The organism is Hymenobacter sp. BRD67, assembly GCF_013256425.1.
In the GTDB taxonomy this organism is placed as follows: Bacteria; Bacteroidota; Bacteroidia; order Cytophagales; family Hymenobacteraceae; genus Hymenobacter.
In genome coordinates this window covers 1647548-1670621 of the sequence record NZ_CP053904.1, presented here as the reverse complement: position 1 = coordinate 1670621, position 23074 = coordinate 1647548, and the positions used below count along the sequence as shown (strand labels likewise).

General features: G+C 61.1%; 24 protein-coding genes, 1 tRNA gene and 3 pseudogenes. 19 read left to right on the top strand and 9 right to left on the bottom strand.

The genetic code is table 11. The annotated features are described in order from the left end of the window. Positions 1–39 precede the first annotated feature (39 nt). The 7 genes and pseudogenes from GKZ67_RS24495 to GKZ67_RS07685 form a co-directional block, all read right to left on the bottom strand. Entirely contained in the window at positions 40–201 is a 162-nt protein-coding gene (locus tag GKZ67_RS24495; protein ID WP_317172266.1) for a hypothetical protein, read from the bottom strand. Beyond that, complete coding sequence (locus tag GKZ67_RS07705) at positions 201–1421, bottom strand: DUF1015 domain-containing protein (protein WP_317172265.1); 1221 nt, start codon at positions 1419–1421, stop codon at positions 201–203. Before GKZ67_RS07705 ends, GKZ67_RS24495 begins: the two co-directional genes overlap by 1 nt. Before the next feature lie 15 nt (positions 1422–1436). Beyond that, on the bottom strand, positions 1437–2105 hold the full coding sequence (locus GKZ67_RS07700; RefSeq protein WP_217278709.1) for a hypothetical protein: 669 nt from the start codon (positions 2103–2105) through the stop codon (positions 1437–1439). A gap of 3 nt (positions 2106–2108) precedes the next feature. Beyond that, positions 2109–2210, bottom strand: a complete 102-nt coding sequence (locus tag GKZ67_RS24490) for a pyridoxine 5'-phosphate oxidase C-terminal domain-containing protein (RefSeq protein ID WP_317172298.1) — start codon at positions 2208–2210, stop codon at positions 2109–2111. A 92-nt stretch (positions 2211–2302) separates the two neighbouring features. Further along, positions 2303–2767, bottom strand: a pseudogene (locus tag GKZ67_RS07695) (pyridoxal 5'-phosphate synthase); the annotation flags it as partial. 50 nt (positions 2768–2817) lie between these two features. Beyond that, positions 2818–4056 carry a hypothetical protein gene (locus GKZ67_RS07690; RefSeq protein WP_173241800.1) on the bottom strand — a complete coding sequence of 413 codons (1239 nt, stop codon included), beginning with the start codon at positions 4054–4056 and terminating at the stop codon, positions 2818–2820. After that, the gene (locus tag GKZ67_RS07685; protein ID WP_173241799.1) at positions 3978–4760 is read right to left on the bottom strand and encodes a hypothetical protein; all 783 of its coding nucleotides are present in this window, start codon (positions 4758–4760) and stop codon (positions 3978–3980) included. Before GKZ67_RS07685 ends, GKZ67_RS07690 begins: the two co-directional genes overlap by 79 nt. A 173-nt stretch (positions 4761–4933) precedes the next feature. Here GKZ67_RS07685 and GKZ67_RS07680 point away from each other — a divergent pair, with 173 nt between their 5' ends. The 5 genes from GKZ67_RS07680 (at position 4934) to GKZ67_RS24110 (ending at position 9228) form a co-directional block, all read left to right on the top strand. Beyond that, the gene (locus GKZ67_RS07680) at positions 4934–5491 is read left to right on the top strand and encodes a YqgE/AlgH family protein (protein WP_173241798.1); all 558 of its coding nucleotides are present in this window, start codon (positions 4934–4936) and stop codon (positions 5489–5491) included. A 543-nt stretch (positions 5492–6034) separates the two neighbouring features. Then, positions 6035–7900, top strand: coding sequence for a DUF349 domain-containing protein (locus GKZ67_RS07675; RefSeq protein ID WP_173241797.1), 1866 nt, complete (start codon positions 6035–6037; stop codon positions 7898–7900). Positions 7901–8008: 108 nt separating this feature from the next. Then, positions 8009–8081, top strand: a tRNA-Thr gene (locus tag GKZ67_RS07670). A gap of 510 nt (positions 8082–8591) precedes the next feature. Beyond that, the gene (locus GKZ67_RS07665; protein ID WP_173241796.1) at positions 8592–8999 is read left to right on the top strand and encodes a hypothetical protein; all 408 of its coding nucleotides are present in this window, start codon (positions 8592–8594) and stop codon (positions 8997–8999) included. Positions 9000–9102: 103 nt separating this feature from the next. Then, a complete protein-coding gene (locus tag GKZ67_RS24110; RefSeq protein ID WP_262889641.1) occupies positions 9103–9228 on the top strand; it encodes a hypothetical protein in 126 nt (41 codons plus the stop codon). On the opposite strand, the gene GKZ67_RS07660 is transcribed toward GKZ67_RS24110, so the two are convergent. Continuing rightward, complete coding sequence (locus tag GKZ67_RS07660) at positions 9225–10523, bottom strand: metal-dependent hydrolase family protein (RefSeq protein WP_173241795.1); 1299 nt, start codon at positions 10521–10523, stop codon at positions 9225–9227. The genes GKZ67_RS24110 and GKZ67_RS07660 overlap by 4 nt on opposite strands. A 101-nt stretch (positions 10524–10624) precedes the next feature. Further along, positions 10625–11152: a GAF domain-containing protein gene (locus GKZ67_RS07655; RefSeq protein WP_173241794.1), complete on the bottom strand. Its 528-nt coding sequence runs from the start codon at positions 11150–11152 to the stop codon at positions 10625–10627. A gap of 272 nt (positions 11153–11424) precedes the next feature. On the opposite strand from GKZ67_RS07655, the gene GKZ67_RS07650 reads away from it, so the two are divergent. The 14 genes and pseudogenes from GKZ67_RS07650 to GKZ67_RS07595 form a co-directional block, all read left to right on the top strand. Continuing rightward, the gene (locus GKZ67_RS07650) at positions 11425–11832 is read left to right on the top strand and encodes a deoxyribodipyrimidine photo-lyase (protein WP_173241793.1); all 408 of its coding nucleotides are present in this window, start codon (positions 11425–11427) and stop codon (positions 11830–11832) included. A 127-nt stretch (positions 11833–11959) separates the two neighbouring features. Beyond that, the gene (locus GKZ67_RS07645; RefSeq protein ID WP_254245131.1) at positions 11960–12736 is read left to right on the top strand and encodes an FAD-binding domain-containing protein; all 777 of its coding nucleotides are present in this window, start codon (positions 11960–11962) and stop codon (positions 12734–12736) included. Positions 12737–12820: 84 nt separating this feature from the next. Next, on the top strand, positions 12821–13825 hold the full coding sequence (locus tag GKZ67_RS07640) for a dihydrolipoyl dehydrogenase family protein (protein ID WP_173241792.1): 1005 nt from the start codon (positions 12821–12823) through the stop codon (positions 13823–13825). A gap of 89 nt (positions 13826–13914) precedes the next feature. Beyond that, a pseudogene (locus tag GKZ67_RS07635) lies at positions 13915–14265 on the top strand (NAD(P)/FAD-dependent oxidoreductase); the annotation flags it as partial. A gap of 148 nt (positions 14266–14413) precedes the next feature. Beyond that, complete coding sequence (locus tag GKZ67_RS07630; protein WP_173241791.1) at positions 14414–14956, top strand: DUF2064 domain-containing protein; 543 nt, start codon at positions 14414–14416, stop codon at positions 14954–14956. A gap of 258 nt (positions 14957–15214) precedes the next feature. Then, a complete protein-coding gene (locus GKZ67_RS23240) occupies positions 15215–16699 on the top strand; it encodes a TonB-dependent receptor (protein WP_254245130.1) in 1485 nt (494 codons plus the stop codon). Beyond that, positions 16690–18249 carry a TonB-dependent receptor domain-containing protein gene (locus GKZ67_RS23235; RefSeq protein ID WP_254245129.1) on the top strand — a complete coding sequence of 520 codons (1560 nt, stop codon included), beginning with the start codon at positions 16690–16692 and terminating at the stop codon, positions 18247–18249. Before GKZ67_RS23240 ends, GKZ67_RS23235 begins: the two co-directional genes overlap by 10 nt. A gap of 130 nt (positions 18250–18379) precedes the next feature. Continuing rightward, positions 18380–19612: an ABC transporter substrate-binding protein gene (locus tag GKZ67_RS07620; protein ID WP_173241790.1), complete on the top strand. Its 1233-nt coding sequence runs from the start codon at positions 18380–18382 to the stop codon at positions 19610–19612. A 31-nt stretch (positions 19613–19643) separates the two neighbouring features. Continuing rightward, positions 19644–20471, top strand: a complete 828-nt coding sequence (locus tag GKZ67_RS07615; protein ID WP_254245128.1) for an ABC transporter permease subunit — start codon at positions 19644–19646, stop codon at positions 20469–20471. A gap of 71 nt (positions 20472–20542) precedes the next feature. After that, a complete protein-coding gene (locus tag GKZ67_RS07610) occupies positions 20543–21139 on the top strand; it encodes a hypothetical protein (RefSeq protein ID WP_254245127.1) in 597 nt (198 codons plus the stop codon). Beyond that, positions 21100–21303, top strand: a complete 204-nt coding sequence (locus GKZ67_RS23230) for a hypothetical protein (RefSeq protein ID WP_254245126.1) — start codon at positions 21100–21102, stop codon at positions 21301–21303. Before GKZ67_RS07610 ends, GKZ67_RS23230 begins: the two co-directional genes overlap by 40 nt. A 28-nt stretch (positions 21304–21331) precedes the next feature. Then, positions 21332–21952: a hypothetical protein gene (locus GKZ67_RS07605; RefSeq protein ID WP_173241788.1), complete on the top strand. Its 621-nt coding sequence runs from the start codon at positions 21332–21334 to the stop codon at positions 21950–21952. Continuing rightward, positions 21945–22598, top strand: a complete 654-nt coding sequence (locus GKZ67_RS07600) for a hypothetical protein (protein ID WP_173241787.1) — start codon at positions 21945–21947, stop codon at positions 22596–22598. Before GKZ67_RS07605 ends, GKZ67_RS07600 begins: the two co-directional genes overlap by 8 nt. Beyond that, positions 22520–23019, top strand: a pseudogene (locus GKZ67_RS07595) (ATP-binding cassette domain-containing protein); the annotation flags it as partial. The gene GKZ67_RS07600 and the pseudogene GKZ67_RS07595, both read left to right, overlap by 79 nt. Positions 23020–23074: the final 55 nt, after the last annotated feature.

Genomic DNA, 23074 nt, shown 5'->3' with positions numbered 1-23074 from the left:
CGCGGGCGGCGGGGCATGGGGGGGTACCGGCTGCATGGCTTACCCGGCGGACTGGCGGCCGCTCGCCGCCGGGGCCGCCAGCCGCTCGTCGGCACCCACTTGAAAATACGCCTCAAACACCGATTCTACCCGCTCGTGCAGGTCGGTAAAGAGCAGGCCGGCCAGGGTTTTGGGGTAGAAAAAGGTAGATTTGGCCGGCATCACTGCCCCGAGTGGCACACGGCCGCCACCTGGGCCATCGTCACTTCGCTGGTCAGAAAGGCCGCCCGGGCTTCGCCCCGGTCCACGCGCTGCAGGCACTCGGCCAGGCCGCGCACGTAGGCCACGCCCGGCCAGCTGCGCTGCGCCTCGGAGCCCACGATACCCAGCACTTTTTCGAGCACAAAGAAGTGCAGCACCGTCAGGTCGAGGTCTTTTACTTCGGGCGTGGTGGGCCAGTCGAGTTGGGCGTGCACCTCGGGGCGCAGGCGCAGCTTGTAGGCCCCGCCGGGCAGGTACAGCCCGAATGCCCAGCGTTTGCCGGCAATCAGCTCGGGTAGGTCCTGGGCCTCGGGCTGGGGCTGCACGGTAAAATAAACAGCCAGCCGGGCCAGCAGCTCGTCGTCGGGCATGTCGCCGGGCAGCTCCAGCAGCAGGCGGTGCGTGGGCAGTATGCGCAGGTCGTCGCTGGCGGCGTTGGTAAGGTACATCAGGTGGTAGTTCCAGGGCTCGCGGCCGGTGCTGCCGGCAGGCCCCGCGGCCAGCTCCCGGGCCTGCCGGTAGGCCAGCGAGCCTTCGTAGCGGTGGTGGCCATCGGCCAGAATTACCTGCCGCCCGGCCAGCACCTGCTGAAAGCGCCGGATAACGGCCGCGTCCTGAATCACGGCCAGCACGTCGCGCGCGCCCTGGTAGTCTTCCTCCGTCTGGCAGAGCGGGTCGGCAATGGCCTCATCCAGCCATTTTTCCAGCTCAAAGTCCTCGTCGCGGTACAGCCCATGGGTGGCGCTGGTCTGAAACTGCAGCTCGGCCAGCAGCTCGGCCCGGTCGTTGACGGCGGCGGGCAGCGTGTTTTCGTGGCGCAGCACCACGCCCTCGGCCCAGTCGTAGGCTCGGATGTGGCACATAAAGCCCTTGCGGCAGCGCTCGCGTGCTTCGCCCGGCAGCCGAAAATACTGGTAGTACACGTAAATGCCCGGCAGCCCGTCCTGTCGCAGCACGCCTTCGGCCTGCCACCGGGCCAGGCGGCGGGCGGCGGCCGGCACGGGGGCCAGCGGGGCCTCGGCACGGGGCACCGAGAGGTGAATGGAGTTGAGCGGGTGATGGTACAGGGCCTCGCGCTGGCGCGGGCTCACCACATCGAAGAGCGGCGACACCACCGCGTCAATCTCGGCGCTCAGGGCCACGTTGTAGCGCCAGCCGCGAACTGGTTGAATTTCAGCCAAAATCAATGAATTACGTTACGCGTGTTTTCCATCTTCCCAAATCAGCAGCTTATCAATATCCGGTATGCCTAATGCTTCTGCCTCATTCAGCTCTCTAAGCCGTTGCGCGAACAGCTCAAGCTCCAAGTTAGCTTGCTTGATTGCCAGCTGCAAAGCAGGCCGGCATATTTCTACACTTAGCATAGGTAGCGGCGGCTGAAAGGACTCGTCAAACTCACTTTCTAAAAAGTCAAGCTGCACCGTGTCGGCTGCAAAGCTGAGGACCGGCGCTGGGTGCCCTTCATAAGTAGACGCCACCCCAGCCGCTAGTCCCTCCCAGTAAGCTATATCGCTTAGCTGGCCGCAGCACTGCGGAAAAAAGACATCTTCGTTGTCTATTCGCAGGACGTAGCCCCCAAAGAACGCGCAAGCTTTCTCCCGGGCGTGAGTGCCCGCCCGCAGCTCGGCCGTGTGGTCCTTGGTCAGCTTAATTAAGTTACGAGCAGTAATAGCCGATAATTGATAAAATGAAGAGCCAGGTAAATAAGGGCAAAACTCGTCCTTAAATCCTGCTGCCGCATAACATGCAGCGTGGTATGCATCCCAAAGTGCGCTGTTTTCCCAATACGGATATTGAGTCGGCACTTCAATACCGTGGTTATTATAGCCTATCTCAATGACCGGCAGCAGTGCTATCACCATCACACACTAAGGAGCCAGCCGGCTGATTCTCCAACCCCCACTGCTCGCCTCGCGCTCATAAACCAAGCGGTCATGCAGGCGGCTGGGGCGGCCCTGCCAGAACTCCACCCGCTGCGGGCGCAGCACGTAGCCGCCCCAATGCGGGGGCGCGGCAATGGATTTTGGTCGGCAAATTCGGCTTCGGTTTCGTGCTCTCGGGCTTCGAGCTCCTGGCGGCTACCAATAACCTGGCTCTGGGGCGAGGCCCAGGCTCCGACCTGGCTACCGCGCGGGCGGCTCTGAAAGTACGTGGTCGACATATCGGCCGGCGCTTTCTCAATCAGGCCCTCAACCCGCACCTGGCGCTCGAGGCCGGGCCAGAAAAAATTGAGGGCCGCCCGCGGCTGGCTGGCCAGCTCGTGGCCCTTGCGGGAGTCGTAGTTGGTATAGAACAAAAAACCCGCATCGTCGGGCAGGCCCTTCAGCAACACCACGCGCTGGCTGGGCTGGCCGGTAGCGGCGTCCACGGTAGCCAGCGTCAGGGCCGACGGCTCGGGCAGTTGGGCGGCAATGGCCTCGTCGAGCCACTGCCGGAACTGGCGCACGGCATCGGGCAGCACGTCGGTTTCGAGCAGCGTTCGCTGGGCGTAGGTCTGGCGCAGAGCGGCCAGTTCGGCGTCGGTCATCATCAGCAAGCTAGTGTAGGCGAAGGTATAAAACTGCAAATGACCCGAGGTCAGGACTTACGCGGCTGCCATTCGTAGAGCGACCAGTTGCCCTGGTGGCGCAGGCGGTACATGCCCTGCTCCCGGATAAAATCGGGTACGCGGTTAAACAAGGCCAGCATTTCGGGCCGGTCTTTGAGCAGGTCGCGGTAATAGGTATTCTGGCCGTTGTAGTAGGCCGAATCCAGAAAAACCAGGATAGGTCGTTGGTCGAGCCGGGCTAGCAGAGCCGGGGCGGGGCCACCAGGGAGGAACATCGACTGTAACTCCACTGCCTGGTAGCCCGGCGTACGCGTCGCCTTCTGGGGCATGAGTGGCAGGCCCGTAATCAGGCCCAGCTGATACGTATGGTTGCAGTGCGGGTCATCGGGGTCTACCACTAGGCAGGGCACGTCATCAACCTTGGTGCCCACATAATAAAATGGCAGCGGCAGCAAGGCTTGGTAGTGTGCTGCTTCGGGCCAGCCCACGAGCTGGCGCAGCTCATCGGTGGCGGGCTCAGCAAACAAATTATCACGCTGAGTATAAGTGTGGTAATACTTACCAGCATTTAGCGCGTCATTGCCGGCCAGCACAGCCAGGACAATCCACAGCAGCTGCCGGCGGCGCCCGCCTTGGGCCGCAGCCTGGCGCCAGGCAAGCCCTGCATACCAGCCGAAGCTCAGCACCAATGCCCACCAGAAAGGCCAAATAAACCGTCCCAGCGCACGAAACTGCGTGATGCGCTCCGTAAGTTTATGCAGCCAGAAAAACGGATTCAGATAATCGTTGATAACATAATTCCCGCCATCCAGCTCGATGGTTTCGCCCAGCCCGATGAGCAGCAGCGGCAGGGCCGCCAGCAGCAGCAGCAGAAAATCGGGGCCTGTTTCGGTTCCCGGCGCCGGCAGGGCCGGCAGTAGCTGCCCGCTCCGCTGGCGCTGCCGGGCCAGCAAAGCGAGTCCACCCACTGCCAGCAGCCCGTACAGCACGAAGCCTCCGAGATAGGCGCTGGATTCGTAAGGTATGTGAGCTGTGCGCTCCAGCAGGAAGCGCACGGTATTGTAGTCGTAGCCGCGAAAGAGCGCGCCAAACTGAAACTTCCACTCTATCCAGCCGTAGCCATCGCTGCCCACCGGGCGCTCGGCGTGGCGATGGTCGAGCACTTGCAGAACCCCAAAGGTGAGTACGACTACCGCCGCCAGCAGTGCCAGGCCCCGGCCCGCCAGGGGCGCCAGGCGCGCCCAGCCCACGCTTCGCGCCCGACCCACAGCAGCAGAAAGAAGCCCAGCCAGGTGCCCAGCACGCCCAGGAAATAAAAATGAATCCAGGCGGCGGCTACCACGCCGGCCCCCAGCCCCAGCCACCAGCGCCCGGTGTGCTGGCCGGCACGCCAGGCAGCATACAAGCCCTGCAGTAGCCAGAGCGGCCCTAGCACGGCCGGCGTGTACGAAAGGGCCAGGTGCCCCACACTGAGGCGGAAGGTTTGGGGGCCGACCCACGGCAGCGTTACACTGAGCAGCAGTAGAAGCCACGCCGGCAGCCCGAGCCGCCGCATCATATCGGCCAGCAGCAGCGTACTCAGCAGCAAGCCGCCCAGAAAGAAGCAATCAAACAGGTAAAGCCCATAAGGTGCCAGCGTGGGCACTACCTGCACCAGCGCGTGCAGCGGCACGCTGACAAGCGGGGCAATATCTGTAAAAAATATATATTCTCCATATGGATAGTTCTGCCCGTGTTCCAACAACCCCTGGCTCAGGGGCTGACGCAGAAAGGTAGCCAGTGAAAAATAGCTTTTGGCCCCATCGTAGTGGTCAACAATCAGGTAGCGACCGGGATGGCCCAGCAACCGACTATAGGCCAGCCCCAGTGCTACCAGTTGAAGCAGGCCCGCCACCAGCACCCAACGCTTCGCTGGGTGCTGGTGGCGGGCGGGCGGTTCATGCGTAGAAGACAAATCAGCAGTAAGAGTCATAAGCAACCCAGCGGCGATGATATAGCCTATCGGCTTGGCTGGCCTGGGCAAAGGTAGGACCGTGCCCGCGGTTGCCGCCGGGCTGCGCCCGCGGAACGATTCGCCAGCTAAACGCTTTACTTTGCTAACGGCCCGCAAGCGGGCGGCCTGCTTTTCCTTTCCTGCTCTGCCTTATGAAGCCCGGCACCCTTCTCCTCTCGCAGCCCTTCCTGGGTGACCCTAATTTTGAGCGCAGCGTTATCCTGCTCTGCCGGCACAGCCCGGCCGAGGGGGCGTTCGGCCTCGTGCTTACGCAACCTACCAGCCTCACGCTGGGCGATGTCATCGACCTGCCGCTAGGCACCGCCACGCCTGCTGCGGCCTTGCCACTCTACAGCGGCGGCCCGGTGCAGCCCGACACGCTACACTATGTGCACCGGCAGGCCGGGCTGCCTGGCGCCACCGACCTGGGCCAGGGAGTGTACTGGGGAGGCGACTTCGACATCCTGCTGGCAGGGCTCACAAACGGCGACGTTGCCCCCGACACCGCCAGGCTTTTTATTGGCTATTCGGGCTGGTCGGCCGGGCAGTTGGAGCAGGAAATTGAGCGCGGCTCGTGGATAAAGCAGCCCGCCTCTGCCGGGAAAGTGTTTACTTTGGAGTCTGATGCGTTCTGGCGCACGATTCTGCGCGAAAAAGGCGGTCGCTACCGTGCCCTGTCCAATTATCCGCTCGACCCGCGCCTGAACTAATTTTTTTTCTGACCTCCGTTCCGGCGGCTACTTTAATTACAACCTGCTGGCCCGGCCGCCGGCTTTTTGCATCGCCTTATGCTGCCCGAAGAAAACCCTACCCCGCCCCCACCTCGCCCGCCGACCAGGGTGCTGCCCCGCCGACCGCCTGAGCATCATCGAAGCCCGCCTGGCCGAAATTCGCGCCAAGCAGGCCGAGTCGGCCACACCGGCCGCCCCCGCCCTAAGCGATACGCCGCCCGCGGCGGCCGTGCCCCCGGTGGCGGGGCCACCCAAACCGAAGCTGACCCGCTCCTGTCGGAGCCCGGCCTGGCCCAGGAGCTGGGTGCAACGACGGGGCCAACGCCCCCCCCGCTACGCCGGAAGCCGTCGCTGCCGAGACGGCGCAGCATGCGCCGGCCGAAGCCAGCGAAGAGCTTTCGGCCCCGCAGGCACGGGCCGTAGCCCACTACGGCGAGGCCATGAGCCCGGCAGCCCTCAGCGAAACCGCCGAGCCGGCACCCGCCGAGGAAACGGCCCCGACCGCCACGCTGGCTTCGGCCGATGCGCTCGACGAGGCCCCCAGCAGATAGCCACGCTGCCTACCTCCGCCACCGAAAGCGCCGCCGAAGCCCACCAGGCCGAGGTAGCTCACCTCGCCGCCGAAGGAGAAGCCGACCATTACGTGCCCGAAACGCCGGCCCCCGACTTCAGCACTCTCGACCTCGAAAGCCAGGCAGCCCACCTGGTGGCGCTGTTGCGCCGCCCCGACGCCCGCCGCAACCGCCAGCAGATTCTGGAGCTCAACCGCCAGTACGAAACCAACGTGGCCGCCGCCCGCGCCGCCTCGCGCCAGAAGCTGGCCGAAGATGCCAACGCTCCGCAGGAGTTCAGCTTTCAGCCCCGGCCAGCCAGGGCGAGCTCAACCAGGCCCTGCAGGAGTTCCGCGAGGGCCGCGCCCGCGATGCCAAGGCCGAAGACCAGAGCCGTGCCCAGAACCTGGCCCGCAAGCAGGAGCTGCTGGCCCAGCTGCGCCAACTCGTGGAAAGTGCCGAAACCAAGGATAGCTCGCAGAAGCTCAAGCAGCTGCAGGCCGACTGGAAAGCGACCGGCCCCGTGCCCCAGACCGACAGCCAGGAAACCTGGAATACCTACCACGGCCTGCTCGACCGCTACTACGCCAACCAGGGCCGCTTTTATGAGCTGAAGGAGCTGGACCGCCGCCGCAACCAGGAAGCCAAGGAAGCGCTCATCGTGCGTGCCGAAGCCCTCAAGGATGCCCCCGGCATCAACAAGGCCCTCGACGAGCTCAAAAAGCTGCACGACGACTGGAAGCACATCGGCCCCGTGCCCGGCGAGCAGCGCGAGCCTCTGTGGCAGCGCTTCCTGGCCGCCTCCGAGGCCGTGCACCTGCGCCGCAAGGAATTTGTGGACGTACGCTCGGCCCAGGAAAAGGAAAACCTGACTGCCAAGCAGGCCCTGCTGGCACGGGTGCTGCCTTTTGCCGAGTTTACCACCGAGCGCGTCAACGAGTGGCGCTCGCGCACCGATGAGCTGCAGGAAATTAAGAAGGAATGGGAAGCCACCGGCCCGGTGCCCCGCGCCCAGGCCGACCAGCTCAACAAGCAGTACTGGAATGCCTACAAGGCCTTCTTCAACCGCAAGAATGATTTTTTCAAGAGCCTCGACTCGGAGAAAAACACCAATCTGCAAGCCAAGTACGCCCTCATCGAGCAGGCCGAAGCCGCCCAGCAAAATCCTGACTTCGACGAAGCCCGCAACATCATCATCCGGGTGCAGAAAGAGTGGAAAGACGTGGGCCGCGTGCCCGAGAAGCAGGCCGATAAAATCTGGAAGCGCTTCCGCGCCGCCTGCGACAGTGTATTTGAGCGCCCCAAGCAGGAAACCCGCCAGCGCGAGGAGCGGCAGTCGGCCGCCAGCAGCGAGCAGGTTACCCGTTTGGATAAAATTGCGCAGCAAGTAGGCGCGCTGTCGCCCGAGCAGCCGGGTACGCTCGAAGGCTTTCGCTCGCTTATCGCGGAGTGGCAGGAACTCGACGCCGCGGCCGACCAACCCGGCGCGGGCACTACTGACCGGGGCGAAGAGCAGTTTCATACCCTTATGGGTAAATACCTGGACCAGACCGCCGGCATCACCCCTACTGACAAAGAGGACTTGCTTTTTCAATTGGATATAGCCCGGCTCAAGGCCCGCCCGCAGGCCCAGCAAGCCTTTACCCGCAAGGAAACCGGCCTGCGTCGTGAAATTCAGGAGCTGGAAAACGACGTGGCTACCCTGCAAACCAACCTCGACTTCTTCGCCCGCTCGAAGAACGCCGACCAGCTGCGCCAGGAGTATCAGGGCCGTATGCAGGAAGCCCGCGTGCGCATCGAAAAGCTAAAAAAGCAGCTGAAGCAGCTGCGCAGCTAAGGCATTAGCTGCCAGTCGCAAAAGGGAGAGCCGGCCGGCTCTCCCTTTTTTATTCGTGCCTATTGTTGTTGGGCGGCATTTTTCACCTTACTTTTGCCCCACCTTAAAGCCTCCTTAGCTCAGTTGGTAGAGCTTCTGACTTGTAATCAGAGGGTCGTTGGTTCGAGTCCGACAGGAGGCTCAGTTATTCCCTACCGGAGCACCCGGAAAACTGCTTCTCACGCCGTGAAAGCCGTTTTCCGGGTTTTTTGCGTCTGGGGGATTCGGTACTCCTGGGAGCGAAACGTGGGGTTTGCGGCGCGAGCCGCGCGCCCGTTTCGCGCCCTACCTGCTTATGGCAACCTAATGGGCCGTTTAACTCGCTCACGCAGCTCGTGCCGGACGGGGTCTACATCGTGGACACGGCCACGCCGGGCTTTGAGCTACCGGGGCGGTGGTAGCCCAGCCCGCGACCGCGCTTACCTGGCCGGTGCTGAACCCTGCCAATATAGACGCGCCGGCCAACCTGAAAATGTGGCGCGAACGTACTTATGCCAAAGCCGGCTCCCAAAATGGGCTCTGGATAGGCAGCAGAAAAGAGGTAGTACTGGCAAATAGCCCGTTCTTTGCGGGACGAATACCTAAGTGGGCAATTTTTACACTCTGATTTAGTTTAGCTCGCCTGCTCGCCCATTAAACCTTTATCCTATCCATGTCTTCTGTTTTGTTTTACTACCGAAATCCTCTTGGTAGTATTTTTTATGACCCAGCTGGCTTTGTGGTCCTGAGCTGGACGGACGCCCTGATAACTTCGGCTGAATTACAGTCCCTCTACTCGCATACCCTGCAAGCTCTCCGGCATCACAGCACCTGCAAGCTGCTCACCAACCAAGCAGTTCGTCAACCCTTATCGACCGACGAACAGAGATGGCTTATTGAACAGTGGATTCCACAGGCAATAGCCGAATGCGCTTACAGCCATTGTGCCATTGTGGAAAGTACGCAAGCGGATGGTAACCTAGCGGCTCGGGCTGTTGGTAGTGGAGTAGCCCATCACCCGCTCGATTTTCGGTATTTTGAGCATGAAAGCGAGGCGAGGCAGTGGTTACAAACGGCCTAACCTAGGCCACCTCAAGCGCGACCGGGCCGGCTAGGCGAAGACTTCTCGCTGGTGAGCCGCCAGCAGCTCGTCGAGGGCCACCCGGCGGCGGATTAGGGGCCGGGTGGCCCTCGACGAGCTGCTGGCGGCAGCCGACCAACTGCAGCCGCCCTGCCAAGCGGTGGGCCGGCTGCTCGATTTGCACGTTGCCAAAGCAGTACCCGGCTATACCGGGGCTGCCGATACTTAGCGCGGCGCTGGGGCGGCCGGCTGGGTAGCATCAAAGCCCACCTTACCGGCCTTCATCACCCATTTCACGTGGTCTATTATTACGTTGATATCGGTGGTCGGGTCGCCTTCCACGGCTACCAGGTCGGCCAGAAAGCCGGGGGCAATGGCGCCCAGATTTTTTTCCTGACCCAGCAGCTCGGCGCCGGTTGTGGTGGCGGTTTGCAGGGCCTGTGCAGGGCTCATGCCCGCCTTGACAAACCAGGCCAGCTCGCGGGTATTCTCCCCGAAGCCCGTGAAGACAGCATCGGAGCCCATGGCAATTTTCACCCTGGCCTTGATTGCCCGCTTCAGGGTTTCGAAGTTTTGTGCCACGTAGCCATTCAACTCTCTTACCACGGTCGTATCGTAGCCAAATTCGGCCCGGTGGGCAATGTAGTACTTATTATGCTCGACGGTGGGCACGTAGATGGTGCCTTTTTTGGCCATGATGGCCAGGGTTGCGTCGTCGATATTAATGGCGTGCTCCACGGAATTAGTACCAGCCCGCACCGCGTCGCGGGCGCCATCGGGACCATAGGAGTGAATAGCAATGCGCTTGCCGGCAAAATGGGCCACGTCGGCCGCAGCTTTCATCTCCTCATAAGTAAACGTCTGGAAGCCGGTTACATCCTTGTCGCTGCCGGTCGAGCCGTACATCTTTACCCAGTCGGCCCCGGCGGCGATTTGCTGGCGGGCCACGCGCTGCACGGCCTCTACGCCGTCGCACTGCCCGGCATCGGGAATGGCCCCGACTTTATAGGGTGAGCTACTGATATGCAGGCCGTTGCCGGCCACGAACATACGCGGCCCCACGATAGCACCCCGGTTAATCAGCTCGCGCAGGGCGAAGTCCATGTTGTCGAACGAGCCCAGGTCGCGCACGGTAGTAACACCGGTGGCCAGGGCTTTGCGGGCATTTTCCTGAGCCAGGAAGACTGTCACGGCCGGCCCCAGCGTGCCCAGCTGCGCCCAGGGGGTGGTGCCCGGCGTCTTATCCCAGTAGAAGGTCATATGGGTATGCGCGTCGATGAGACCGGGGATGGCCGAGTAGGCGCGTAAGTCGATGGTTTCGGCGTCGGCAGGGATAGCCACCTCCTGGGCCGCCCCGACAGCCACGATGCGGTCGGCGCGAATGAGCACGACGGCGTTGGTGAACACCTTTCCGCGCCCGTCGACAACTTTTCCAAAGCGAAGGGCCTTGACTTGCGCCCGCAAAACCACGGGTGACCCCACCGAAAAGAGGAAGAGCAGAAACAGGGGGTAGATTTTACGCATAAGGAAACAAGGCCAGTAGGAGATAAATACTGGCGGCGCGGCAATATGGCACCAGATGCGCCTAGAACTCGCTACTCAGCGCCACCCCCGGCCACGGACGCTCAAATCTTGCCGAGCCCGCGCATGTAGGCTTGTACTACGGGCAGGAAAAGCGGCCCGGCGGCATCGAGGTAGGCGCGGTCGGCGGCAGTCCAGTGGCGCGGGTGGCCGAACACGCAGGGCTGCAAGATGCCCCAGAGCTGACCGTGGTCGACAAGGTGAGCATGGACCAGAGCCCGGTGGCCGAAGGTGGTGCGCTCAAATTCCTGATTAAGCACCTCGGGTCCTGCCGCGTGCACGTCGTCGACGAATACGGAAGGCCGGGTGGCCAGCGCGGCGCGGAACAGGGGGTCTTGCCGGGGCAAGTCGCCAGTATCATCCTGCCAGTCGTGGCGCGGGTCGGGCAATGCCTCGTCGAGGCGCCACACGAAGGCAATGCGGCCGCGGCCCTGGGCCGGGTCACGCACGTAGAGAAAACAGCGGTCGGCGCGCACCTGAGGCCCAACCAGGTCGAGGGCGCGTTGCAGGGCTTCGGCGGGCGGGGACGCGGCCAACACGGCAGCGAGTTCGGTAAGGGGAGAGTCGGACATGGAACGGGGTTAAACGGTAGGTAGGCAGTACGTGCGTCGGTCACACAAGGCCGGAAACGGGGCGGGCCGGGAACCTAGCGCAGTTTTCCTATCAGGGCAACGTTGCGTTATAACGGAGCACCTCACGAGCCCCTTTGGGGCCGGCCTCCTCTCCTCAACCGAGAGGGGAGCCAGTTTGGCAAAAAAATGTACACGCCCCGCAAAACCACTTTAACCTGGCGCCGGGATGATTTGCCGGGCCACCGGTTAATTTCCACCAAGCTACTCTTCCGATGACCGTTCTCTACTGGCTGCGCAGCGACCTGCGCCTGCACGACAACCCCGTGCTGGCTGCCCTGCCGCCCCACGCCACGGCCCTGCTGCCCGTGTACTGCTTCGACCCCGTGACCCTGGGTCCCGACCCCTACCTGGGCCTGCCGCGCACAGGTCCGCACCGTCTTCCCTTCCTGCTCGACACGCTGGCCGACTTGCAGCGCCGCTACGCCGCGCTGGGTGCGGGCATTCATTTCGTGGTGGGCCGGCCCGCCGACGTGCTGCCCGCCCTGGCCCGGCAGCATGGAGCCGCCGCCGTGTGGACCAGCGCCGAGCTTACCACGGAGGAAGCCGAAACCGAAGCGGCCCTGGAAGCGGCGCTGGGGCCCCACACCCCCTGCGCCGCTTTGAAAGCCTCACGCTGCTGAACCCGGACGACCTGCCCATTTCCATTCAGCACTTGCCGTTTTCCTTCAGCAAGTTTCGGTTCGACGTGGCTGCCCGCATGCCGGTGCGCCCCCGCTGCCAGCTCCGCGCCAGCTGCCGCCGCTGCCGGTGGGCTTCGTACCCGCCACGCTGCCCACGGCAGCCGCGCTGGCCACCGCAATGGGCCAGCCAGCGCAGGTACCCCTGCCCCGCGACCGCCGCTCGGCCCTACCCGCGCTGGGCGGGGGCGAAACCGCCGCCCTGGTCCGGCTGCACGACTACGCCGTAGAACGCCACCTCATCGGCCGTTACGATGACACCCGCAACCAGCTGCTGGGCGAGGCCTTCAGCACCAAGTTTTCGCCCTGGCTGGCCAATGGCAGCCTGTCGGCCCGCCAAATATGGGCCGCCATTGACGGCTACGAGGCCATTCACGGCACCCGCAGCAAGGGCGCGCAGCAGCTGCGACTGGAGCTGCTGTGGCGCGACTACTTCCGGCTGTTGGCCCGACGCACCGGACCGGCCTTTTTCCGCTGGCATGGCCTGCGCGACCAGCTACCAAAGCCGACGCAGCCCGACCGCGCTGTGTTTGAGCGCTGGACCCAGGGCCAAACCGGGAATGCCTTTGTCGACGCCAACCTGCGCGAGCTGGCCGCCACCGGCTTTATGAGCAACCGCGGGCGCCAGAATGTAGCGAGCTACCTTATTCACGACCTGCACCAGGACTGGCGCTGGGGAGCCGCCTGGTTTGAGCATCAGCTTATCGACTACGACCCGGCTTCGAACTGGGGCAACTGGAAGTACATCGCCGGCACCGGCACGGATGTGCGCGACACGGCCTTTGACGTAGCGCAGCAGGCCAAGCGCTATGACCCCCAGGGCCGCTACGTGCGCACCTGGCCGTAACTCATCTTTAATCAGTATCTCAGAAGTTGATTAGTGCTTTTTGCTTCCTAAGCCCTTTCTTTTATTAACACCTTTGCATGTATTATGGCCGACGGCACCACTGATTTTGACCTGATTGTGTTAGGGGCTGGTTCGGCTGGCCTGGGGTTGGCTTTATTCATGGCCCGCGTGAAACTACGCGTGCTACTCATTGACCGAACTGAGTCCGACATAGGTGGTGACTGCCTTAATCACGGTTGCATACCCAGTAAGGCGCTCATTCACGCTGCCCGGCAAGTGCAGCAGGCCCGGCAGGCAACCCAGTTTGGCCTGCAAGTAAGTGGGCAAGTTTCGATGAGTCAGGTGATGGAGTATATCAGGAGCCGGCAAGCCATCATTCGACCCCACGAAAACCCGGAATACCTGCGGGAGCTAGGTATTGTCGTAGAAATTGGTCACCCAACGTTTGTGGGCGAGCATGAGGTGGAAATCAATGGGCAGGTACACCGTGGGCGCAAACTAGTAATTGCTACTGGCTCGCGCCCACAGCCATTGCGGGTTCCCGGCACAGAGCTGGTGCGCCTCTACGACAATCAGCACGTGTGGAATTTGCGCGAGTTACCTGCGCGCCTACTCGTGGTGGGCGGTGGCCCGAATGGCGTAGAATTGGCTCAAGCCATGCAGCGCCTGGGCTCTCAGGTTACGCTGGTGCATCATGGCCCGCGCCTGCTTGAAAAAGAAGACCCTGCTATCAGCGCCGTGCTGGACGAACGACTGCGCGCCGAGGGCCTCACTATCCACCTGGACGCCGTGGTGGCCGCCTTTACTACAGCTGCCGAAGCGCACATAAAACCTAAGAATGGGGCGGAGTTTAAGCTGGAGTTCGACCTCGTGTACGTTGCTGTTGGGCGGGAAGTAAGCTTCGAAAGTCTGCACCTTGACCGGGCCGGAATTGCCGTAGATGCCCAGGGTCACCTCCAGCTCGATGAGTACCTGCAAACCACAAACCCAGACATCTTCGCTGCTGGCGATGCGGCCAATTCGCTTAAATTCAGCCACGGGGCAGAGCTACACGTACGCTTACTCCTATTTAACTTTTTCTCCCCCTAAAGCGTAAGCTCAGCTACGACCACTTCTCCTGGGTCACCTTTACCGACCCGGAAGTAGCGCACTTCGGCCTCGACGAGGCGGCGCTCCGCGCCCGAGACACCCCTTACGAACGCTGGGAAACTGATTTTGCCGACGACGACCGGGCGGTGGTGGATGATTACCGCTACGGCCGATTAGTGCTTTTCATTGAAAAGAATCGGCTGCCCTTACCGGGCCAGAAACGACGTATTCTGGGTGGAGCCATGGTAGCTCCTGGTGCGGGCGAACTGGTACAGGAGCTGATTCTGGCCAACACCAGTGGACTGGACATCGGTGAAATCTTTGATAAGGTGTATCCATACCCAGTAGCTACGCGCATTAACCAGAAGCTTATTGTTGCGCACCAAGAGGTGTCGGAACTCCAACAAAAAGCTTTGGCTGTGGCTTATAGGCTTCACTAACTACCTCCAGCCAGTAGAATAACCTCGGCAGCTTCAACCAGGCCGGGGTTTTTTTTCGTACGCTTTTATATTCTTTCCGGGCATTCTTTTATCGGCTGCTCTAACGGCCAACCGACCGCAGCTTCTGCTGAAGCGTTTTTTTCTACCTGTGACTGCCGACTTTGCCCGCGTTGCTATTTTGCTGTTTACCCGTTCGGCGGAGGAAGAGGGCGTGCGCAAACGGTTTCTGACGCACGGCAGCAGAGCGGACAATGCCGCCCTGGCTGCCCAACTTATTGCCCACGCCACGGCCACAGCTAGCCAGGTAGGTGTCGAGATGGTGTGCGTAGATTCAGTTCAGCAGGCTGGGGCTACTTTTGGCGAGCGGCTGTCGGGAGCGGTGCGGGCCACCTTTGCCCTTGGCTACGAGCACCTGCTTATAATCGGCAACGACTGCCCACAACTGGGGATAGCTACCCTGCGGCAGGCGGTAGCAGCCGTACGCGCTACTGGCGCAGTGCTTGGCCCGGCTGCCGACGGCGGCGTTTACTTGCTGGGTATCTCCCAAACCCTTTTTGAAAGGGGGCCTGGCTCGAATTACCCTGGCAAACCCAGCGACTGGGCACGGCGCTACTACACCAACTGCGCCGCCAGGGAGCCCAGGTGCATCAATTACCAACCCTGGCCGACATCGACGATGAGCAGGATTTAGCCTGGGTGCTGCGGCAATGCCTGCCCTGGCCGCTGCGGCGCGCCCTGCACCGGCTGCGTACCCCGAAGCGGCGGTTAGTGCCGGTCTGGCTACGGGGAAGCCAGCATAGCGAAGGCGTGGCCCGTCCCGCAGAGGCCCCCAACATACTGATACATCCGGGAGTTGCCAGCCCTGCGTCGCGCATCGGATACCTGCGGGTTTCCCGTGATGCGGCCAGGCGGCCTACGTGTATGGTTTCAGTTTGCTTTTCCTGCTTTTATGAAGAAGACTTCTTCGCTTTTTCTCCTTTTCCTGGCATTTTTTCTGCCCACGCTTTCTGCCTGGGCGCAAGTAGATTTGGTAGTATCCGTGCTCGACAACGCCCACAAGCCCGTCGTCGGCCTGCCGGTGCACCTCGACAACGCTGCCATCGGGTATAGTGCCGAGCACCCCACTGATGCCCAGGGTAAGGCACGCTTTCAAGGCCTGAGCACGGCCGGCAGCTACGCCGTAAGCACCACCGTAACGGAGCAGTACCAAGCCGTGCGGGAGGCCGGCATTACGCTGCGGGCTAACTCCAGCCCCAGCGTGACGCTGGTTTTGCCCCAGGTCAGCACCCAGGCGCTGGCGGGCGTAGTGGTGCGCGCCCCTAATAACGCCACCACTATCAACACCCAGAATGCCGAGGTAGCCTCCCAGCTTTCGGCCCGGGAGCTACGCGAAATTCCGATTGAGGCCCGCGATATTACCCGGGCCCTCTACCGGCTGCCCAATGTGACGCTGGCTACCGGCTTCTTCTCCGAAGCGCCTAACGTAAGCATAAACGGAGCTAATGGTCTATATACGAATTATCTGATTGACGGGCTCGACAACAACGAGAACTTCCTGGGTGGGCAGCGCTTCGCCATTCCGGTAGGCTTCGCCCAAAACGTGAGCGTACTGACCAATAACTTCTCGACGGAGTTTGGCAACTCGGCCAACGGCATTGTGAACGTGACAACTAAATCGGGCTCCAACAATCTGACCGCAGAGGCATTTTACCTTACCCGGCCGGGACCTGCGATTGATGGTAAAACAGATTTTCCGCAGCGTGACCTCTCGGGCAATCAGGTGCAGAATGGGTTTCAGCGCCAGCAGTTTGGCTTTGGCGTGGGCGGGGCACTGGTGAAGGACAAGACGTTTTTTTACCTGAATGCCGAGCAAACGTTTGATATCAAGGACAACGCCCTGACTTCCCCCGAGCTGGGGGTGGCGGCCACCGTACGCGGCCACAACCGCTTCACGTACCTTTCAGGCAAAATCGACCAACACTGGAGCGAGCGGTTTCGCTCGTCGCTGCGGGCTAACGTAGGCTATGTGAACATCGAGCGCCAGGGTGGCGGCCTCGACGGCGGCGTAGCCTTCCCCTCGACTGGCAACCAACAGGACCGCAACTCCGTCGCCATTGCTTCGCAAAACGTGTACGTAGGCCGGCGCATTACTTCCGAAACCGATTTACAGTACGCCAGCTTTCGCTGGAACTATGCGGCGGCTTTCAACCCCAGCAGCCCCGATGTAACCGTGCTCGACCCAGCCGGCCAGGCCGTGGCCGTGCTGGGCAACCCCGGCTACCTCTTCGACTCGCACCAGAAGACCTGGCAGGCCCAGCAGAAATTCACGCTGGTGAGCGGGCGCAGTACTTTTAAGGGGGCTTTGGCATCATCAGTACCGAGCACTCGCTGTTTGGCGGCGGCAACCCCAACGGCAGCTACACCGTGTCGCTGAGCCAGGCGCAGCTCGACGCGCTGCGCGCGCGCAACCTTGGCGCAGGGCTCAGCATCAACGATATTCCGAGCAATGTGCAAGTGAACAGCTACAGCGTAGAGCTACGCCCGGAGCCCTTCGGCACCACTCAGAATCTGTATAATATTTATTTGGAGGACCTGTACGCCGTAACCGACCGCCTGAACGTGACGCTCGGCGTGCGCTACGACTACGATAACCTCTCGAAGGGTGGAGCGGACCATGGCGACCGCAACAACGTGGCCCCACGGGCTAACTTCAACTACCGGCTCACCGAGCGCAGCAGCCTGCGGGGCGGCTACGGCATCTTCTACGACAAGATTCTGTACACCGTGTACAGTGACGCCTTGCAGCAGAACACCACCTCGGCCGACTACAAAACCGAGCTGCGCGAGCTGGTGCGCGTGGGGGCCCTGCCCGCTAATACCGATGTGGACCGCATCACCTTCGATGGCAACCTGAGCGGCAGCGCCAGCAATGTAGCCTACCTGAAAGGCCCTTCGGGCGCAACCCTGCAAAACCAGCGCGCCGGGGTACCCAGCAACGAAAGCCGCATTCTGAACCCTAATGGCTACCAGAACCCCTATTCGCATCAATCCACGCTGGGCTACCAGTACCAGGTAAGCAAAAAGTCTCTGTTTTACGTGGATTTGATGTACAACCGCTCGTATGACTTGTTTCGGCTGCGTAATGTGAACGCCCCGTCGGAATACCCGCAGAATGACCCTAACAACGTGGTCGTGCGGACCCCAGCCCAGGCCGACGCTACCCGGCCGGTGCCCATTCAGGCTGACGGCAGCGCCATTATTGGCGGCCAAACAGTAGTTGGGGCGGCCCGCAATATTGTAGAAACCGAGTCGGCGGGCCGTTCGCGCTACATGGCCGCCAGCTTCAATCTGCAGAAGGATGCCGCCGAGGACAAGTACGGCTACCGCATCACCTATACGCTGTCAAATCTGAAAAATGATACGGAGGACGTCAACTTCCGGGCCGCTGATGCGAACAACTACGGGGCCGAGTTCGCGAACTCTATCAACGACCGGACGCACGTTATCAACGCCATTGGCAGCTATTACCCTGTTCGAAGCCTGCGCTTTACACTGGCCGCATTAATACAGAGCGGTCAGCCCATCAACCGCGTGGCAGGGGCCTATCCCATTCCCGGCGTGTTCAATCCCGATGGCACCCAGGCCTACACCAACGACCTGAACGGTGACGGCAACTCCTTCAGCACTACTTACCAGGGCAACACCAATCGCTACCCTGGTGAGAGCCGCAACAGCGACCGCCTGCCCTGGTCGAAAACGTTTGACGTAGGCGCGCAGTACACCCTGCATTTCGGAGAGGCTACGAGTCGCCTCGAACTAACGGCTGACGTATTCAACATTTTGAATACTCAAAATCTGAGCGGCTACGCCAACAACGCTACCCAAAGCAATCAGATTCAGGTAGGGCCGGCCGGCTCGGGCATTGTGCGCCGCAATGCCAGCGCGCCGCGCCAGTTCCAATTTGGCCTGCGCTACGCGCTGTAGCTGGTCGAACATACTAAAAAACGTCCTGCTGCGTGCGGTAAAGCATCGCTACGCTTACTTAAATTCCGGTTTTGCACAGCCCGGCAGTGGTGCTTCAACTTGCTCAGCAGGACGTTCAAGTACAATTTTTATGAAAAAAAATGGACTTCTATTCCTTGCTGCTTTCGCGCTGCTGGCCGGCTGCAACGTTCGTAAGCAACGCGAGTCGGCGCAGATACTAGCCCAAAGCTGGCCGCAAATTGAGGCGAAGGGCCACAATCAGCCGGTAAGTATGCTGATGTGGATGGGCGACCCCCTCATTAATCGCTATATGAGCACCTACGTGAAACCGGAGGTGAAGCGCCGCTACGGTATCGAACTGCAAATTGCGGCCGGCCAGGGCGCGGGCCTGGCCCAGACGCTGGCCGCCGAGCAGCAGGCCGACCAGCCCAGCGAAGCGGACTTGGTGTGGATAAACGGCGAGACGTTTTACCAGCTTCGGCAGGTTAATGCCCTGCTGGGACCCTACGTAGCCAAGCTGCCCAATGCTCCGCTGCTTGATTTACAAAACCCCTTTATCAACACCGATTTCCAACAGCCCGTTGCGGGCATGGAATGCCCGTGGGGTAACGTGCAGTTCAACTTCATCTATGATTCGGCGCGGGTAGCGAATCCGCCCCGCTCGTTTGCCGAGCTGCCGGCGTTTGTAAAAGCGCATCCCGGTCAGTTTACTATTCCAAATGAGTTTACGGGGATGACCTTGCTGAAATCGTGGATGATTGCCTTATCAGGTGACGCCAGGCTGTTTCAGGGCAAGTTTGATGAGGCGGTGTACAAGAAGTGGTCGGGGGCACTGTGGCGGCAGGTAAATGCCAGCAAGCCTTACTTCTGGAAGCAGGGCCAGACCTTTCCTGAGCAGCTGGCCCCGCTGCATCAGCTTTTTGCCAATGGCGAGGTGGCGTTCACTTTCTCCAATAACGACGCGGAGGTAGACAATAAAGTAAACCAGAAGGTATTCCCGCCCACCGCCCGGGCCTACGTACCCGCGCCCGGCACCATTCAGAACTCGCACTACCTGGGCATTGTGCGCCACGCCCAGCACCCGGAGGCCGCTATGCTGGTGGTCAACTTTTTGATTTCGCCCGAGGCCCAGCTCAAGAAAATGGACCCCGACGTGTGGGGCGACCATACAGTCTTAGCGATGCAAGCCCTGACCCCGGCTCAGCGCCAAGCGTTTGCGCAGCTGCCCTCGCGCCGCTACGCTCCCAAACGCGAGACAATCCAGGGAAAGGCCCTACTGGAGCCAGACCCGGAATATATGACCCGACTATTTAAGGATTTTAGAACGTATGTTATTGAGGGTGCGCCCATTCCGGCTTCTTAGGCTTCCGAATCCGCTGCTGGGTCTGTATGGATTGCTGGTACTTGGCCTGCCGCTGGCAGGCCTGGGCTATGCGCTGGCGGGTAGCCTGGGCCTGGCCGGCCCCCTGGCTACGGGCTTTACCGGGCATTACTGGCAAGAACTGACTCATGACACGGGGCTGCTTTATGCGGCGCTCTACAGCCTATGGATAGCGGTAGCGGCGGTAGGCCTTTCGGTAGGGCTGGCGCTGGTATTGGTCCTGCGGGCGCAGCCAACGCTGCGGCGGTCGGCGCTACCAGCCCTGCTCTACGTGCCGCTGGTTATGCCCTCCCTGGTGGTGGCGTTCTACTTATTTCAGCTGCTGAGCCGGGCAGGCTGGATTTCGCGCCTCAGTTTTCAGGCTGGCCTGACCAGCAGCTTAGCAGCCTTTCCGGAACTGGTGCAGGACGCGGCGGGTGTGGGTATTATTCTGGCACACGTTCTACTTCTCTTCCCCTTCATAACCCTGCTATTTCAGGCCATTTACCAGGAAAGCCGGCTCGACGATTATCGCCAGCTTACGCTCACGCTGGGGGCCAGCGCGGGGCAGTTTCGGCAGCGGGTGGCCCGGCCAGTACTGCTGCGCCGGGCTGCTCCTACCCTGCTGCTGAGCTTTATGGCTACCCTAGGGGCCTACGATATCCCCTTACTACTGGGTCGCCCTTACCCCCAGATGCTTAGCGTATTCATTGCGACCCGGCTTCAGCGCTTCGACCTGCGTGAGCTGCCGGCCGCCTACCTGGCAGGCTTTTTAGTGGCCATTAGCTTGCTCGGGCTAATTGCGGGCCTGTTACGGCTGACAGGACAGGCAAAGGCACTACCCTTACACACCACTAACTAGCACACATCGGACATCCAGCGGCTGTTCAGCAAGCAGGCTGTTTTACAACGGGCACTACCCGATTTTACTCTATGCGCACCCGGCTGCTTGTTATTTTCTTCGCCTGCTTGTTTACCCTGCCATTTGGGTTGCTTGGGCTACTGGCCGTGGGGGAGAACTGGCATTTCCCGGAGGCTCTGCCACCGGCATACTCCTTGCAGGCGCTGCGAGACCTGCTCTCCGCTGATAACGAGCTGCTGTCGGGGCTAGGCCGAAGCTTTTTATTGGCCGGTACAGTGGCAGTAGCAGCCACCGCAGGCGGGTTCATCCTGGCGCGGGCTGTGACGCGCAGCCGCTGGCCGGCGCGCTGGGAAACACTTAGCTATTTACCCTATGCCTTGCCGCCGGTGCTACTGGCAGTGCTCATTCAACCCTTTATTATCCGCCTGCACCTATCGGGCTCAGTAGGCGGCGTACTGCTGGGCTTGCTGCTGATTGCCCTGCCGTTTGCCACGCTGCTACTGGGTAGCTTCTGGACGCGGCAGGTAACGGAGTACGAACAGCTGGCCCGTACTCTGGGCTGCACCCCCAGCAGGCCATGCGGCAGGTGCTGCTGCCACTGGCCTGGCCACGGCTGCGCGCTACCCTCGTGCAGACGTTTTTGCTCAGCTGGTTCGACTTTGGCCTGACCAATGTATTGAGCGTGGGGAAGGTGCGTACCCTTACGGTGCAAGTATTTACGTATGTGGGTGAAGCCAATGGCGCGCTAGCGGCCGTGGCTTCGCTCATCTTGCTGGTACCTCCCACCCTGATACTTTTAGCCAATAAATCTGTCCTGCTGCGAAAGCCGTAATTCCACTTACTCTGAGCCCCTGCTACGTATGCTGCAAGCCCTGCTTATTTCTAATGGCCTTGTCGGGCTAGAAAAATACTATATCTCGAATGAGCTCGTGCAGTACACCACGTGTCTCATTACCAAGGATTTCGCGCCCGACCTAACGCCCTACGACCTGCTGGTGGTACCCAACGGCTCTGACCACGTGGCGATGCTAAAAATCAAGAACCAGGTGCGCGACTTTCTGAACAAGGGCAAGGCGCTGATGTGTTGCGATGGTTTTTTTACGGCCTGGGTACCAGGCAATCAGTGGGTGATGGACAACTCCCACCGTACCCTGGACGTGCGCTATCTGCCTGGGCCTGACCCGCACGGCCTGCTTCGGGGCCTCGACCTCGACGAGCTGAACTTCTCGCACGGCATGAGTGGTTGGTGGTCGTGCGGCTATATTCAGGCCGCCCCCGGTGCCGAGGTGCTGCTGGTCGACACCTGGCAGCGGCCCATCGTAGTGCTTGATGAGGTGAGCACTGCGGGCCGGCTACTTCTTACGGCAAGCGGCCCGCTGGCTGACGTCACATACGCAGGTCAGCCCGACCGCGCTCTGGTGCTGCTTTACCGTAATTTTCTCCACTTGCTTTCCACTTCACCCGCTCCCGCGCATGGCTAAGATAGGCTTGATTTTTAACGGTGTATGGTCCCATTACGCCCTGGCTACGGCCCCTAAGTATCGCGACTTATACCGCCTGCTTTACGTACACGACCTCGATGCCGACGCCGTGCGTGACCTGGATGCCCTGGCCATCCCATTTCAGTCGAACCAACGAGTACTCACGGAGAAGAAAGCCGTTATCTACGATTTTCTGGCAGCCGGCAAGAAGGTATTTTTAGAAGGAGACTCCTCTACTTCGTGGCTGGATGCGCAGTGGGAAGACCGTCCGGTAAACAACTACTGGTGGGTTGATAACCCGACGAAGCCCCCGGTTTCTGCTACCGACTACGGCCATCCCGTGTATCAGGGTCTGAGCCCACGCCAGGCCTGCTGGCACACCCACGGGGTGTATACCCGGGTGCCGGCAGCAGCTGAAATTATCCAAACTAACTCGGATGGGGAGGTGATTACCTGGCAAACGCACGCCTACGGCGGCACCCTGCTGGTGACTACGCTGGACCCGCTCGTGGAGCACGGGGTGCAGCAGATTACGCACCTCGATAACTATGTAGACCGCCTTACCGAATGGCTGAGCGGCGAGCGCCCCGCGGCCGGCCGCCTGACCATCGACGGGGCGGCCTACGGCGTGGGAGCCCGCGTATGAGCGCGCTACTTGCAGTTGCGGGACTCGGCAAGCGGTTCGGCGAACAGGTGGTGCTACGCGACATCTCAGTTGAGCTGAACGCAGGCGAAGTATTAGCGGTGCTGGGCCGTTCGGGCTGTGGCAAAACCACGCTGCTGAAAATACTGGCCGGTCTGGAAGTACCCGATGCGGGCACACTTTCCCTGCACGGGAAAGACCTGCGGCCCGTGCCACCCAACGAGCGGCAGATGGTATATCTCTACCAGGAGCCACTACTATTTCCGCACTTTACCGTCTTTGAAAACGTAGCTTTTGGCCTGCGCATCCGCAAAATGCCACAAGCCGAAATTACAAAGGAGGTAACGATACTACTCGACGAGCTGGAACTGAGTGCCCACGCTCAGAAAGCCCCGCATCAGCTTTCGGGGGGCAGCGGCAGCGGGTATCGTTCGGGCGGGCGCTTATCATCCGGCCGCGCCTGCTGCTGCTCGATGAGC

What these genes read in the sequence shown, in the direction of transcription:
- GKZ67_RS07685 (WP_173241799.1), bottom strand. Translation starts at nt 4,760, where the DNA reads ATGACTCTTACTGCTGATTTGTCTTCTACGCATGAACCGCCCGCCCGC.
- GKZ67_RS07665 (WP_173241796.1), top strand. Translation starts at nt 8,592, where the DNA reads ATGTCTTCTGTTTTGTTTTACTACCGAAATCCTCTTGGTAGTATTTTT.
- GKZ67_RS07655 (WP_173241794.1), bottom strand. Translation starts at nt 11,152, where the DNA reads ATGTCCGACTCTCCCCTTACCGAACTCGCTGCCGTGTTGGCCGCGTCC.
- GKZ67_RS23240 (WP_254245130.1), top strand. Translation starts at nt 15,215, where the DNA reads ATGAAGAAGACTTCTTCGCTTTTTCTCCTTTTCCTGGCATTTTTTCTG.
- GKZ67_RS07620 (WP_173241790.1), top strand. Translation starts at nt 18,380, where the DNA reads ATGAAAAAAAATGGACTTCTATTCCTTGCTGCTTTCGCGCTGCTGGCC.
- GKZ67_RS07610 (WP_254245127.1), top strand. Translation starts at nt 20,543, where the DNA reads ATGCGCACCCGGCTGCTTGTTATTTTCTTCGCCTGCTTGTTTACCCTG.
- GKZ67_RS07660 (WP_173241795.1), bottom strand. Translation starts at nt 10,523, where the DNA reads ATGCGTAAAATCTACCCCCTGTTTCTGCTCTTCCTCTTTTCGGTGGGG.
- GKZ67_RS07680 (WP_173241798.1), top strand. Translation starts at nt 4,934, where the DNA reads ATGAAGCCCGGCACCCTTCTCCTCTCGCAGCCCTTCCTGGGTGACCCT.
- GKZ67_RS07605 (WP_173241788.1), top strand. Translation starts at nt 21,332, where the DNA reads ATGCTGCAAGCCCTGCTTATTTCTAATGGCCTTGTCGGGCTAGAAAAA.
- GKZ67_RS07650 (WP_173241793.1), top strand. Translation starts at nt 11,425, where the DNA reads ATGACCGTTCTCTACTGGCTGCGCAGCGACCTGCGCCTGCACGACAAC.
- GKZ67_RS24495 (WP_317172266.1), bottom strand. Translation starts at nt 201, where the DNA reads ATGCCGGCCAAATCTACCTTTTTCTACCCCAAAACCCTGGCCGGCCTG.
- GKZ67_RS07640 (WP_173241792.1), top strand. Translation starts at nt 12,821, where the DNA reads ATGGCCGACGGCACCACTGATTTTGACCTGATTGTGTTAGGGGCTGGT.
- GKZ67_RS07600 (WP_173241787.1), top strand. Translation starts at nt 21,945, where the DNA reads ATGGCTAAGATAGGCTTGATTTTTAACGGTGTATGGTCCCATTACGCC.
- GKZ67_RS07675 (WP_173241797.1), top strand. Translation starts at nt 6,035, where the DNA reads ATGCGCTCGACGAGGCCCCCAGCAGATAGCCACGCTGCCTACCTCCGC.